The organism is Pseudomonas sp. XS1P51 (assembly GCF_054897845.1).
The window spans coordinates 1,057,264-1,068,938 of the sequence record NZ_CM142707.1 but is presented as its reverse complement, the minus strand read 5'-3'; the positions used below and the strand labels follow the sequence as shown (position 1 = coordinate 1,068,938).

Annotated in this window: 17 protein-coding genes; 11 read left to right on the top strand and 6 right to left on the bottom strand. The window is 59.9% G+C overall.

Annotated elements, in window-relative coordinates:
- Positions 1 to 13: 13 nt before the first annotated feature.
- The 3 genes from ACYZUD_RS05095 to ACYZUD_RS05085 all read left to right on the top strand — a co-directional run bounded on the left by ACYZUD_RS05095 (position 14) and on the right by ACYZUD_RS05085 (position 1,816).
- Positions 14 to 517, top strand: a complete 504-nt coding sequence (locus tag ACYZUD_RS05095) for a GNAT family N-acetyltransferase (protein WP_462022915.1) — start codon at positions 14 to 16, stop codon at positions 515 to 517.
- Positions 518 to 1,039: 522 nt separating this feature from the next.
- On the top strand, positions 1,040 to 1,369 hold the full coding sequence (locus ACYZUD_RS05090; protein ID WP_031319009.1) for a hypothetical protein: 330 nt from the start codon (positions 1,040 to 1,042) through the stop codon (positions 1,367 to 1,369).
- A 144-nt stretch (positions 1,370 to 1,513) separates the two neighbouring features.
- Positions 1,514 to 1,816, top strand: a complete 303-nt coding sequence (locus ACYZUD_RS05085; RefSeq protein WP_462022914.1) for a hypothetical protein — start codon at positions 1,514 to 1,516, stop codon at positions 1,814 to 1,816.
- Here ACYZUD_RS05085 and cynR read toward each other — a convergent pair.
- The gene (gene cynR, locus ACYZUD_RS05080; RefSeq protein ID WP_462022913.1) at positions 1,802 to 2,692 is read right to left on the bottom strand and encodes a transcriptional regulator CynR; all 891 of its coding nucleotides are present in this window, start codon (positions 2,690 to 2,692) and stop codon (positions 1,802 to 1,804) included. The genes ACYZUD_RS05085 and cynR overlap by 15 nt on opposite strands.
- 123 nt (positions 2,693 to 2,815) lie before the next feature.
- Here cynR and cynS point away from each other — a divergent pair, with 123 nt between their 5' ends.
- Positions 2,816 to 3,283 carry a cyanase gene (cynS, locus tag ACYZUD_RS05075; RefSeq protein WP_462022912.1) on the top strand — a complete coding sequence of 156 codons (468 nt, stop codon included), beginning with the start codon at positions 2,816 to 2,818 and terminating at the stop codon, positions 3,281 to 3,283.
- Positions 3,284 to 3,370: 87 nt separating this feature from the next.
- Positions 3,371 to 4,030, top strand: coding sequence for a carbonic anhydrase (locus ACYZUD_RS05070; protein WP_462022911.1), 660 nt, complete (start codon positions 3,371 to 3,373; stop codon positions 4,028 to 4,030).
- Between the two features lie 20 nt (positions 4,031 to 4,050).
- On the opposite strand, the gene ACYZUD_RS05065 is transcribed toward ACYZUD_RS05070, so the two are convergent.
- From ACYZUD_RS05065 to ACYZUD_RS05055, 3 genes are all read right to left on the bottom strand, one after another.
- On the bottom strand, positions 4,051 to 4,674 hold the full coding sequence (locus ACYZUD_RS05065) for a DJ-1/PfpI family protein (RefSeq protein WP_462022910.1): 624 nt from the start codon (positions 4,672 to 4,674) through the stop codon (positions 4,051 to 4,053).
- Between the two features lie 200 nt (positions 4,675 to 4,874).
- Positions 4,875 to 5,225: a BON domain-containing protein gene (locus ACYZUD_RS05060; protein ID WP_462022909.1), complete on the bottom strand. Its 351-nt coding sequence runs from the start codon at positions 5,223 to 5,225 to the stop codon at positions 4,875 to 4,877.
- A 136-nt stretch (positions 5,226 to 5,361) separates the two neighbouring features.
- Positions 5,362 to 6,864: an aldehyde dehydrogenase family protein gene (locus tag ACYZUD_RS05055; RefSeq protein ID WP_462022908.1), complete on the bottom strand. Its 1,503-nt coding sequence runs from the start codon at positions 6,862 to 6,864 to the stop codon at positions 5,362 to 5,364.
- 166 nt (positions 6,865 to 7,030) lie between these two features.
- On the opposite strand from ACYZUD_RS05055, the gene ACYZUD_RS05050 reads away from it, so the two are divergent.
- Positions 7,031 to 7,822, top strand: coding sequence for an N-acetylmuramidase domain-containing protein (locus ACYZUD_RS05050; RefSeq protein WP_462022907.1), 792 nt, complete (start codon positions 7,031 to 7,033; stop codon positions 7,820 to 7,822).
- A gap of 15 nt (positions 7,823 to 7,837) precedes the next feature.
- On the opposite strand, the gene glsB is transcribed toward ACYZUD_RS05050, so the two are convergent.
- Complete coding sequence (gene glsB / locus ACYZUD_RS05045) at positions 7,838 to 8,746, bottom strand: glutaminase B (protein ID WP_462022906.1); 909 nt, start codon at positions 8,744 to 8,746, stop codon at positions 7,838 to 7,840.
- A 46-nt stretch (positions 8,747 to 8,792) separates the two neighbouring features.
- The gene (locus ACYZUD_RS05040) at positions 8,793 to 9,146 is read right to left on the bottom strand and encodes a hypothetical protein (RefSeq protein WP_462022905.1); all 354 of its coding nucleotides are present in this window, start codon (positions 9,144 to 9,146) and stop codon (positions 8,793 to 8,795) included.
- Positions 9,147 to 9,163: 17 nt separating this feature from the next.
- Between ACYZUD_RS05040 and ACYZUD_RS05035 the strand changes: the two genes are divergently transcribed.
- The 5 genes from ACYZUD_RS05035 (at position 9,164) to ACYZUD_RS05015 (ending at position 11,675) form a co-directional block, all read left to right on the top strand.
- Positions 9,164 to 9,367, top strand: a complete 204-nt coding sequence (locus ACYZUD_RS05035) for an HvfA family oxazolone/thioamide-modified RiPP metallophore (RefSeq protein WP_059405530.1) — start codon at positions 9,164 to 9,166, stop codon at positions 9,365 to 9,367.
- A 57-nt stretch (positions 9,368 to 9,424) separates the two neighbouring features.
- A complete protein-coding gene (locus tag ACYZUD_RS05030; RefSeq protein ID WP_462022904.1) occupies positions 9,425 to 9,940 on the top strand; it encodes an HvfX family Cu-binding RiPP maturation protein in 516 nt (171 codons plus the stop codon).
- A gap of 45 nt (positions 9,941 to 9,985) precedes the next feature.
- Complete coding sequence (locus tag ACYZUD_RS05025) at positions 9,986 to 10,609, top strand: glutathione S-transferase family protein (RefSeq protein ID WP_462022903.1); 624 nt, start codon at positions 9,986 to 9,988, stop codon at positions 10,607 to 10,609.
- 38 nt (positions 10,610 to 10,647) lie between these two features.
- On the top strand, positions 10,648 to 11,346 hold the full coding sequence (locus ACYZUD_RS05020) for a dienelactone hydrolase family protein (RefSeq protein WP_462022902.1): 699 nt from the start codon (positions 10,648 to 10,650) through the stop codon (positions 11,344 to 11,346).
- A gap of 185 nt (positions 11,347 to 11,531) precedes the next feature.
- Positions 11,532 to 11,675 carry a hypothetical protein gene (locus tag ACYZUD_RS05015; RefSeq protein WP_462022901.1) on the top strand — a complete coding sequence of 48 codons (144 nt, stop codon included), beginning with the start codon at positions 11,532 to 11,534 and terminating at the stop codon, positions 11,673 to 11,675.

The window sequence follows — 11,675 nt, the reverse complement described above, 5'->3', positions numbered from 1 at the left end:
GGAGCCAACCCGCATGCCTTCGATAGCACTGCACGCCGCCCAGCGCGACGAACTGGAAACGATTGAAAACCTGATGCAGTTCTACATGTACGACTTCAGCGAATGGCTGCCGCTGAAATTCGGCGGGCATGGTTTCTTCAACATCCAGCCCCTACAGGATTACTGGCGAAACCGCGCCACCCACCCCTATCTGATCAACGTCGACGCAGAGCTGGCCGGTTTCGTGACCGTGGATGACAACACCCATCTCGACGGTGCCCAGTACAACATCGGCTATTTTTTCGTCAGTCGACGCTTTCGTGGCCAAGGTGTCGGGAAGTTTGTCGTTTCCACCCTCTTGAACCAGTTTCCCGGTCAATGGCAGATTTTCCACATCGACGCGAACCCGCCTGCGCGGCTGTTCTGGGAACGGGTCATACCCGAGCTCACCGGCGGCGAGTTCACCCGGCAACTGCTGCCGGTGGACGGTTATCCCTGTACCTTTTATCGCTTCCAGGCCTCGCAGTCATCGCCCTGACCGGCGCTTTCCAATTCTCCTTTCTAATTCCAAACGGCTTTGTCCGACAATATGTAGTGACTGAAAATAATCACTACAAAACCGTTGACGCCTCCGATTTGCCCTTGCATGATGCAGACGTCTCCCCGATCGGGAGTACAGGCAACATGTTTGAGCAAGCTCGTCTGACCGCCGAGCTGTTTTTCCCGGATACGCGCTGCCCACAAGGCAGATTGAAGAAGCTGACCTGGCCTGAACGTCCAGTACAAGGACGAGAAGCGCTGGCGAGCAATCCTCATGAAGCTTGTGGCCGACCCTGAAAACGTCGGCAGTGGCCTGAAGGTTTTCGCCGCTTCTCTTCGTTGTGACGCTATTGCGTAGCAGTTATTCAACACGACTACATGCAACAGACGCGGGACCCCGTCACATTCGACGGCCGACCGCTGACGTCCTGGTTTCGGTGCCAGGGATCAACTAACCGATGGGCTACCTGTATTAGCGAATCAACTTTGAAAGATCACCAAATGGTCAAGGGGCTTTATTATGAATCTGAACAATCAACCCACTATCGATGAACTGGCTCGTATGTTCGCTGCGCAAAAAGACAGCCACGACAGCCATATTCTGTGGATCAGCAAATCGGGCCAGGTTCATATCGACTGCCTGTCGCCACACGCTCATGAAGCGGAGTTCGACCAGAACAATCAGAACCTGCTCGCCCGACTGAAGATGTACCGTCGCGGCCAGGGCTACGTCGGCAAGAAAGCCGCGGCCGACAAGGACTTTATCGGTAATGTTCTGCAAACGCTGAAACAGGCCTGGGCCTCGATGCAGAATCAGAACGAAGTTCGGGTGATTGATCGTTTCTACTGATAATCCCTGACAATTTGTCCCATCATTCATCGCAACAAAAAAGGCCCCGCTCGAATCATCGAGCGGGGCTTTTTTGTTTGTCTCGTGTGTACCAAACAAGGCTATTGTTAACCGTATCCGCTGTTGGTCCCTTGGAGACTTGCGATGAAGAAAACGCTGACATTGACGTTGTTGCTGGCAATGACATCGGTTGCCCAGGCCAACAGTATTCTTGGCGTTCCCTCATTTGATGTGGACTGCCCCGGAAAAGTCGTCGTCCACGCGGATCAGGACGGGCCGGTGTTGATTAACAACAAGGAAGCTGAAACCAAAGCCATCAATGACCGCAGCTTTGAAGCAAAGGGCTCGGGCATCACGCTCTCGATCGTCCTCGCCGAGGATGACTCGGTGGCCGTGACCTCCACGGGCAAGACACCCAACGGTGTATGCCAATCAGTGGATGACTGACCTGGCCGCTCCCGACACCAGGTCCATAAACGCCACCGACGCCGCGCTGTGATAATTGTTTTTGCGTCGAAGCAGCGCGGCCCCTCGCTTGGGCGCCTCCCCTTGCAACGGAATCTTGCGTAACGCGCGATCCTGAGTGGCAATGGGTTCTGGAAGGATGGTGGCGATGGCCGTGTGCCGAATGACTTCCAGCAACGTGCTCACCGAATTGACCTCGATCACGACCTTCGGCGTGATCTGCTCCTGGGCGAAGTACTCATCGATCAGGGTGCGGGTCACGAAATCCTTGGCCAGCAACGCAAACTCCAGTTGCGCCACTTCCTCAGCGGACAATGCGGCCTGGCTTTCGTATAGCGGGTGATCGCGCCCCACCATCACGCCCAACGTCTCGGTAAACACCGGGATCGACTCGATGTCGGCATTCCTGACCTGGGTAAACGCAATGGCGATATCCAGTGAGTCATCCACCAGCCCGGCCTCGATGTCGTCCATCGACAACTCGAAAATCTCCAGGTGGATGTTTGGAAACCGCGCCACGTAGTCGCGCACCAACGGTCCCACCAGGTACGCCATGAATGTCGGCGTCATGGCCAGCCGCAAGGTGCCGCGGGACAAGTCCTTCACGTCATGCAGCGCACGCTTGCCCGCCTCCAGTTCCACCAGCACCCGCCGGGCGCATTCGATGTAGGCCTCGCCCGCATCGGTCGGTTTCACCGTGCGTGAGGTTCGGTCGAACAGGCTGACGCCCAGGGTTTCCTCGAGTTGCCGGATCTGCTGGGACAGCGTCGGCTGGGACACATGCAGCGCCTCGGCGGCGCGGGTGAAGCCGCCGTGGTCGGCGACCGCCAGTAAATAGCGCAGATGTCGGAGCAGCATGGAGGATCACCATCCATAGGCTGTACTTATGCTCCGCATTGTATATCGGTCTTGGACGCTATGGATCAATCGACAGAAGATTGCTCCACACCCCAGCAACACCACCCCGACAGGAGAAACCCCATGCAACAGTCCCACGCCTATAACGACCCAAGCCTGGCCCTGACCACGTCGGTTCTCGACGCCAAGGCGCGCAAAAACCTGTCCTGGCAGGATCTGGCTGACGGCACCGGCCTCGGCCTGGCTTATGTCACCGCCGCCCTGCTCGGTCAGCACCCACTGCCGGAAACCGCCGCCAAAGTGATTGGCGAGAAACTGGACCTGGACGCCGACGCCGTGGCCCGCCTGCAGATCATCCCGCTGCGCGGCAGCCTCTCGGGTGTCCCGACCGACCCGACCATCTACCGCTTCTACGAAATGATCCAGATCTACGGCACCACCTTAAAAGCCCTGGTTCATGAGCAATTCGGCGACGGCATCATCAGCGCGATCAACTTCAAGCTCGACCTGAAGAAAGTCGAAGACCCGGAAGGCGGTTCCCGCGCCGTGATCACCCTCGACGGCAAGTTCCTGCCACTGCGTCCTTTCTAAGTGGATACCGGCCCGCACGTGCGTGCGGGCCAACCCCGCGCCCCCTATCACTTTGTTCACTCACCACGTTCGTGTGGAGGATGCCCCATGAAAGCGCTCATCGACGGTTTTTTGAAATTCCAGCAAGAAGCCTTTCCACAACGGACCGACCTGTTCAAACACCTGGCCACCACGCAACACCCCGGCACCTTGTTCATCACCTGTTCCGACAGCCGCGTGGTGCCGGAACTGCTGACCCAGCAAGAACCCGGTGAACTGTTCGTCATCCGCAACGCCGGCAATATCGTGCCCTCCTACAGCCCGCATCCGGGCGGTGTTTCGGCCACGGTCGAATACGCTGTTGCGGTACTGGGTGTCACCGACATCGTGATCTGCGGCCATTCGGACTGTGGCGCCATGACCGCCGTCGCCTCGTGCAAATGCATGGACCACCTGCCGGCCGTCAGCGGCTGGTTGCAACACGCCGAGTCGGCGAAAGTCATCAATGAATCTCGCCCGCATGCCAGTGACGCGGCCAAGGTGAGTTCGATGGTGCGGGAAAATGTCATCGCCCAACTGGCCAACCTCCAGACCCACCCGAGCGTGCGACTGGCTCAGGAAAAAGGGCAACTCAACCTGCACGGCTGGGTCTACGACATCGAGACCGGCTCGATCGATGCCCTGGAGGGCAGCAGCCGCCGCTTCATCTCGCTGGTCGAGCACCCGACCACCTGTGCCGTTTATGGCAAAGCGGTGCAAGCCGCGTGAGGTCGCCGATACGGCAAGGATCAAGGCACCTGAGGTGTCTCGTACCAATCGCGATCGGGTGTGGCAAAACGCATTTTCTTGCGGACATGCGCCGCGTTGGCAGCGCTGGTGAGTTGCTCCAGCAGTACAAAGGCAACTTCGGTGGCGGTGCCTGGCCCACTTGAGGTAATGAGGCGGCCATCGACCACCACGGGGCGGTCGACAAAACGGGCACCGGTTTCAACCAGTTGGTTTTTCCGTTTGCCGCCCTCCTGGTGATAGGTCGTCGCGTTCTTGCCTTGCAGCACGCCGGCGGCGCCAAGGCACACCGACGATACGCAGACACTGGCAACGGTTTTACCGGACTCGACAAAGTGACGGATGGTCGCCAGAAACGGTTCACTCAAGGCCTCTTCATAAAAGCCTGCCGGCTCAAATCCGCCGGGCAGTGCCAGGGCATCGAAGCTGTCGAGGTCGAGTTCGCTCAACAGATGTGAGGGATTGAGCGTCAGACCGAAGGTCGTCACGATTTGAGCCCTGAGGCCAGCGTTGACCAGTTCCAGGGGTTGGTCACCGAGCAAATCGGCCCAACCCAGCACATCGGTAAAAGCCGCCATCTCAAGCGGCTCGACACCGTTGGCCAATAACATGAGGATGCGTTTCATCGGTTAAACCTCGGCGGGTCAAGGAACAAAACACTCATGCTCCGCTTTTGCTTCAACCGAGAGAATGACCAAAAAACACAATCCACTGTTGCGTGCGCTGAAATGACGATGCGGCTGGACGGCAGCCAGCAAGAAAACGCGAGATGATCGATGCCACGCCCCCGGTTCACGGGAGCGCTGCATCACTCATGGCGTGTGCTTTATTTGTCGTCCGGTTTGGCTGACGGTGGTGACCGACGCTCAGTGTTCTCTTCGGCGTCGGGCGCTGTTGGAAAACTGCCTGGGGTGAATACGTGAGTCAGCAATTCCCTGGCATCGATCTCAACGACACCAGGAACCGAACGGGTCAGAGCAATCGCCTGTTCACATTGTTTATGGGTATTGACGCGGCCGCTCAACGCGACTGTACCCCCATGGGTTTTGACATGGATCTGCAGGCCAAGGCTGGGTTCGGCCATTGCCAGGGCCGACTTCACCCTGGTGGTAATCCATGCGTCGTGAACGACCATTTCCAGATCGTGAGAGTAATGTTGAAAGGAATGAAGTTTCATGGCGCAACCCTCTCTCGGAACACAAACGCAGACACACCCCTAATTATAGTGCGGCGTTTGCCTGCGGTCGGGGCGCTGTCCCCGTGACCGTCCGCCTTGCAGCTGACGGTCAAGGAGACCTTCTCATTCTGCCGTCTCAGCGTTTGACCGACAGATCCGTCTGCGTCATGCGACTGCGAATCGTGAACACCCCATCGCCCGAGAGAATCGCGCTGCGAGCAAACAGGCGACCGCTCTCCCAGTTCGAAAGCCCCAGCTCCGGCTTGTTCAGCGCGTACTGTCCGTCGACCCAGCGGGTAATCCCGTTACCGACAAAAGGCGCGTTGACCGCGTTGTAAAAACGCTCCTGTGTCTCGGCATCTTCGCTGATCAACGACACGGTGAACTGTGGGCTGTAGCGGTTGAACAAGGCAATGGCGCTGTCCAGATCGTCGACGATCTTCAGGCTGACTTCCGGGGTTTCTTCCCATTCCCACTCGCGACCCAACTGATCCTCGGGCAGCGGTTCGGCCAAGGGTTCGGTCTGGTAGCCTTCGGCGCGGTACACCTCGACGCTCGCGGTCTGCCAATCGGTTGGCAAGTACGCTTCGCTACCCTCGACGATGTGCAACTTGCAGCCCTGGCTGCGCGCGGTGCCGGCCTGTTGCAGTGCGTCGAGAAACAGCGGCACCAGCTCAGAAGCGCGGTCGCGGTGGATCAGGCAGACGTTCAGGGTGTTGCAGACTTTGCGGTCCAGGGAATTACGCACCACAGCCGCAAAACGCGTGGCGTCGGCGTCCTTGTCGGCGATCAGCCAGGCGCCACCGGTGCCATGCAGGCTGACGGCGGTGCCGGCCTGTTGGGCGATGCTGCCCAATTGGCTGACGGCGCGCCCCGAACCACGGGCCACGGCCAACGACAGGCGTCGGTCGGCGAACATCGCCCAACCGGCGGCGTGATTGACGCTTTCGACCAGCGAGACCGCACCCGTCGGCAACCCCGCCTCGGCCAGTGCCGGATTCAGCGCATGTGCAACAATCGCCTGCGCCGTGCCCAACGCATCGCTGCCAATGCGCAGCACCGCAGTGTTGCCCGTGCGCAACACACCCGCGGCGTCGGCGAAGACATTCGGCCGGCCCTCGAACACGAAAGCGACGATGCCCAGCGGCGAAACCACTTGCTCGACTTTCCAGCCGTCATGCTCGACACAGCTGATCACTTTGCCGCGAGTGGCGGACGCATCGCGCCAGGCGCGCAGGCCGGCGATCATGTCGCGGCGCATGCGCTCATCGGCCAGCAATCGTGTGGTGGACCGTCCGCGCGCCTTGGCCCGTTCGATGTCCGCCAGGTTGGCGGCCTCGATCAAGGCCCAGCAATCCGGATTTTCCAGGCGTTGGGCAAAGCGATCGAAGAACTCGTTGATCGCCAGATCCGACACACCGGACATCGCCGTAAACGCCGCTTCGGCGCGCTCGATCGCGACAGCGGCCGCCTGCTGGTCAGCCACCGGAATCAGCAACAACTCGCCACTGACCTGCTCCACCAACAGGTGGTCCCCGGGCTGGAAGCGCGCCGCCAGTTCGGGGCTGACCACAGTGACGCGGTTACCAGCGAAAGGGATCGGCGTGCCAGCGACTAGACGTTCGAGCGCGAGAGACATGAAGCGGTTTCACCATGCAATGGGCGGCCGGAAAATGTATAGGAAAATCCCGGGAGCGTCATTAACCGCACGCCTGACCGGTGATCGAAAACCCGCAGGCCCATAACCCGGCCCTCCTACGCTAAAAGAGGTACAGCAGCGTTCCCTGTTTTCCAAGGAGGCCGTCATGAGCGATGAATTCAGAAGTCATGGCGCGGCCCTTGACGATGGAGGTCTGGCGGATGCGCTGGACCTTGCCAACATCAGTGCCGCGCAACTTTGGGCTGTTCTGGCAGTAGAAACCTCCGGCAACGGGTTCTTTACCGATCGCCGTCCGAAAATCCTTTATGAGCGGCATGTATTCAGCCGGCTCACCCAGCGCAGGTTCGACGCGCAACACCCGGACATCAGCAACAAACAACCCGGCAATTATGGAGCCTCGGAATCCCATCAATATGACCGTCTGAAACTGGCCATGAGCCTGGACAGGGACGCGGCCCTGCAAAGTACCTCGTGGGGACTGGGGCAGACGATGGGGTTCAATTTCAGGCAAACAAACTCGGCGGACGTCGAGGCCATGGTCAAGCGGATGGTGGCCGGCGAGAACGAACAATTGCTCTGCGCCATGGGCGAGCTGATCGAGGGCGGTTCCGTGAAGCCCTTGCGCGCAAAGGACTGGGCCAACTTCGCCCGCCTCTACAACGGGCCCAATTACGCCATCAATAATTACGACTTGCGGCTCAGTGCCGCGTATCAGAAGTTCTCCTATGGCGGCACGCCGGACCTGAGAATCCGCATGGCACAAGCCTATTTGACGTACCTCGGCTGGCATCCCGGCCCTGTCGACGGCATCGTCGGCAAACGGACCCGGGATGCAATGAACCTGTTCCAGGCAAGAGAGGACCTGGATCTCACCACGGTGCTGGATGAAGGAACGCTGGAGCGTTTACGCATGCGCGTCGAAGCATTGCCGCTCTGACTCGCCGGCACACGTCTAGAACACCGACCAGCCAATCCGCTGGCTCAGCAACTCCAGCGCGGCCATGCCCGCGAGGGAGTTGCCGGCGGTGTTCAGTTCCGGCGACCACACGCACACCGTGAATTGCCCTGGCACCACCGCGACAATCCCCCCGCCCACGCCGCTTTTGCCGGGCAAGCCGACGCGATAGGCGAAGTTGCCGGCCTCGTCGTAGAGGCCGCTGGTGGCCATGATCGAGTTGACTTGCTGGGTCTGGCGGGCCGTGAGGATCTGTTCGCCGCTGTGCTTGCAGAAACCGTCGTTGGCCAGGAAACAGAACGCCCGGGCCAGGTCCACGCAGCTCATGCGCAGGGCGCAATGGCTGAAATAACTGCGCAGCACCGCTTCGACATCGTTGTGAAAGTTGCCGAAGGACTGCATCAGATACGCCATGGCGGCGTTGCGCGCGCGGTGTTGGTATTCGGACTCGGCGACCTTGCCGTCCACCATGACCTGCGGGTTACCCGACAGGCGCCGGACAAAGTCGCGCATCGACAAGGCCGGTGCGGCAAAACGGGACTGGTTGATGTCGCAGATCACCAGCGCCCCGGCATTGATGAACGGATTGCGCGGCCGGCCGCGCTCGAACTCCAGTTGCACCAGCGAGTTGAACGGCTGGCCGGAAGGCTCGTGCCCCAAGCGCTCCCAGATGGCTTCGCCGGAGTGTTCGATGGCCTGCACCAGGCTGAACACCTTGGAAATGCTCTGCACCGAAAACGGCGTGTGGGCGTCGCCGGCACAAAACAGTTCGCCGTCATTGCCATACACGGCAATGGCCAACTGACTGGCCGGCACCGTGCCGAGGGCGGGGATGTAATCAGCCACCTTGCCCTGGCCGATCAGGGGACGAACTGCGTCAAGGATCTCGTTCAACAGCGCTTGCATGCCGGGTTCCGAAGTCTCGCCCCATGGGTTTGCGGGGACACTGTCGCTAGACGCCGCTGGTCGGGGGCGGATCACAGTTTTCGATGGCATTGATATCCCAATCCTCCATACACCACTGCCCCCTGTAGGAGCTGCCGAAGGCTGCGATCCTTTGATCTTGATCTTCGACACCCCTGAACAAAATCAAAAGATCGCAGCCTTCGGCAGCTCCTACACCAACCGGGTTCGTCAGTGCGGCTTTGGTGTTTTCCAGGGCCGGCATGTATCGGAGTGTGTACAGCCCCACTTCGGACACACCCCGCCCATAAAACCCCGCACCAACGACACATCGCAGATACACCCGCTTGATGAACTGTGCCTGTCGATTGGCCACGCCGATCAAAGCGCTCAACTCACTCAACGCTACGGAGTATCACCATGTTCAAGCTCTCGACTTCTTCCCTGACCCTCGGCCTGATCATCGCTGGCGGCCTGGCCCTGTCCAACGTGGCTTCCGCCTCCGAATCCGAAGCGTTCAGCATGAAACAACTGGCCCACGGCTACAGCCAGGTCCAGGCCGACACCGCCGAGAAACCGGCCGAAGGCAAATGTGGCGAAGGCAAGTGCGGCGCCGGCGAGTAACCCCTTGCGCGGGGCACGCCGTTGCCCCGCATCCCTGACTGAACGGAGACCAAGCCCATGAACACCTCACTCTCATCGGCCGTGAAAGGCCTGCACCTGAACCTCGACCGTGCCGGCAGCTGGATCGCGCCCCTGACCCTGCGGGTGTTCCTCGCCTGGGAATTCTTTGAGTCCGGCCTGGAAAAATGGACCGGCCGGAACTGGTTCGCCGACATCCAGGACCGCTTCCCGTTTCCGTTCAACCACGTGCCGGCCAACCTGAACTGGGAACTGTCGATGTGGGCCGAGCTGATCTGCGCCCTCGCCTTGCTGGCAGGTCTGGGAACGCGGGTTTCGGCGATCATTCTGATCGTGGTGACCATCGTTGCGACCGCTGCCGTTCATTGGCCGGCCGATTGGTCTACATTGAGTGAGCTTGCTCAGGGTTACGCCATCAGCAACAAGGGGCACGGCAACTTCAAACTGCCGCTGATCTACCTCGCAGCCCTTATGCCGCTGTTGCTCTCGGGTGCCGGCAAGCTCAGCGTCGATGCGCTGCTGGCTCGATTCTTCTGGCGTCGCCACAACCGCTGATACGCCAGCGTTTCGATAACGTCCCTCACTCTAGGAGCAAACGCCATGAGCCTCACCCTCTACGGTTTTGACGGCAGCACGTATGTGCGCACAGTGAAGATGCTGCTTGCGGAAAAAGAAGCGGATTTCGACCAGGTGCCGGTCAATGTGATGAAAGGTGAACCGCACCTGCCTGAACACCTGGTGCGCCATCCATTCGGCAAGGTTCCGGTCATCGATCACGACGGGTTCCGGGTGATCGAAACCGGCGCGATCATGGCGTATCTGGACGAAGTCCTGCCCGGCCCGTCGCTGCTGCCTGACAATGCCCACGACCGCGCCCGTGCCCACATGGTCATGGGCATTTACGACTCCTATGGCTATAGCGCACTGGGCTCGGTGTTCGGTTATCACCTGTTCCCCGACTTCATCGGCGGGAAGAACGAAGAGTCGCGCCGCAAAGGCATCGAGAACTCGAAAATGGTCCTGCGCGAGCTGATGAAAATCAAGGGCGACGATCCGTTTGTCGCCGGGCAAGACCCAAGCTTCGGCGACTTTTACCTGGCACCGGCCTGCGCCTACATGGCAATGACCCCGGATGCACCGCAAGTGTTTGCCGTCAACGGTTTCGATGACTGGTGGCGGCGGGTCCAGGCATTGCCAAGCTTCAAGGCGACACCGCCACAATAGGCTTCACCCCCTCCTCACTTGCGTAGACAGGAGCCACCATGAGCGTGACCACCCAATGGATCGAGATCGACAGCCCCGACGGTAAATTCGGCGCTTACCTGGCGATTCCGCATACCCTCAAAGGCCCGGGGATTGTGCTGATCCAGGAGATCTTCGGTGTGAATGAACACATCCGCTCGGTCGCCGAGCAATACGCCGCCGACGGTTACCTGGTGATCGCACCGGACCTGTTCTGGCGCAGCGGCGAGCGTATCGAACTGACCTACGACGAAGCCGGCTGGAAACGCGCCGTCGAGCTGATGAATGCCACCGACGTCCACAAGGCGCAGGCCGATATCAAGCTGGCCATCAACGCCCTGAAGGCTCAATCCGGGCTGGACGGCGGGATCGCCTCCATCGGTTACTGCTATGGCGGCCTGCTCTCGTACCACACGGCGGCCAACGGTCTGGTCGACGTGGCGATCGCCTATTACGGCGGTGGCATCCAGAACCAGTTGCAGCGGGCCGATGAAATCAAGGTGCCCTTGCTGATGCACTTCGGCGAACAGGACAGCCACATCTCCATGGATGCCGTGAAGAAAATCGCCGAGCGTTTCGAAAGCAACGACAAGGTGGATATTCAGGTGTATCCGGGGGCGGAACATGGCTTCAACTGCTCGCACCGCGACAGCTACGACCAGCGGTCTGCGGCTGAGGCGCATGGGAATACGTTGATCTTTCTGAGCCAGAACCTGTAAGGCCTGACGAGCAAAGGGGGGCTTCCATCCCTGCAGTGGAAGCCCCCTTTTTTCTGCGCCGGTGATGGCCTCATCGGGGGTAAGCCACGCTCCCACAGGGGAATGCATTTCAATGTGGGAGCGTGGCTTGCCCGCGATGGGGGCGGCGCGGTCTCAAGCCAGTTAACGACTGATTTCAGTTCAAAATGATCCGCGAGCGTGTCACGACGATCACGACCGGCTCGTTCTCACGCTACGCTGAAGATCCGCTGATCAGGGCGCTGCTGCTGTCGCTGACCGGTATTGGCGGCTCGGCCATTGTCGACGCGTTGAACCATGCGAAGTTCTAG

Excerpts from the sequence above, each read along its gene's own strand:
- ACYZUD_RS05030 (WP_462022904.1), top strand. The coding sequence starts at position 9,425 with ATGAACACCTCACTCTCATCGGCCGTGAAAGGCCTGCACCTGAACCTC.
- ACYZUD_RS05055 (WP_462022908.1), bottom strand. The coding sequence starts at position 6,864 with ATGTCTCTCGCGCTCGAACGTCTAGTCGCTGGCACGCCGATCCCTTTC.
- ACYZUD_RS05085 (WP_462022914.1), top strand. The coding sequence starts at position 1,514 with ATGAAGAAAACGCTGACATTGACGTTGTTGCTGGCAATGACATCGGTT.
- ACYZUD_RS05060 (WP_462022909.1), bottom strand. The coding sequence starts at position 5,225 with ATGAAACTTCATTCCTTTCAACATTACTCTCACGATCTGGAAATGGTC.
- ACYZUD_RS05015 (WP_462022901.1), top strand. The coding sequence starts at position 11,532 with ATGATCCGCGAGCGTGTCACGACGATCACGACCGGCTCGTTCTCACGC.
- ACYZUD_RS05020 (WP_462022902.1), top strand. The coding sequence starts at position 10,648 with ATGAGCGTGACCACCCAATGGATCGAGATCGACAGCCCCGACGGTAAA.
- ACYZUD_RS05090 (WP_031319009.1), top strand. The coding sequence starts at position 1,040 with ATGAATCTGAACAATCAACCCACTATCGATGAACTGGCTCGTATGTTC.
- ACYZUD_RS05035 (WP_059405530.1), top strand. The coding sequence starts at position 9,164 with ATGTTCAAGCTCTCGACTTCTTCCCTGACCCTCGGCCTGATCATCGCT.
- glsB (WP_462022906.1), bottom strand. The coding sequence starts at position 8,746 with ATGCAAGCGCTGTTGAACGAGATCCTTGACGCAGTTCGTCCCCTGATC.
- cynS (WP_462022912.1), top strand. The coding sequence starts at position 2,816 with ATGCAACAGTCCCACGCCTATAACGACCCAAGCCTGGCCCTGACCACG.
- cynR (WP_462022913.1), bottom strand. The coding sequence starts at position 2,692 with ATGCTGCTCCGACATCTGCGCTATTTACTGGCGGTCGCCGACCACGGC.
- ACYZUD_RS05025 (WP_462022903.1), top strand. The coding sequence starts at position 9,986 with ATGAGCCTCACCCTCTACGGTTTTGACGGCAGCACGTATGTGCGCACA.
- ACYZUD_RS05095 (WP_462022915.1), top strand. The coding sequence starts at position 14 with ATGCCTTCGATAGCACTGCACGCCGCCCAGCGCGACGAACTGGAAACG.
- ACYZUD_RS05070 (WP_462022911.1), top strand. The coding sequence starts at position 3,371 with ATGAAAGCGCTCATCGACGGTTTTTTGAAATTCCAGCAAGAAGCCTTT.
- ACYZUD_RS05050 (WP_462022907.1), top strand. The coding sequence starts at position 7,031 with ATGAGCGATGAATTCAGAAGTCATGGCGCGGCCCTTGACGATGGAGGT.
- ACYZUD_RS05065 (WP_462022910.1), bottom strand. The coding sequence starts at position 4,674 with ATGAAACGCATCCTCATGTTATTGGCCAACGGTGTCGAGCCGCTTGAG.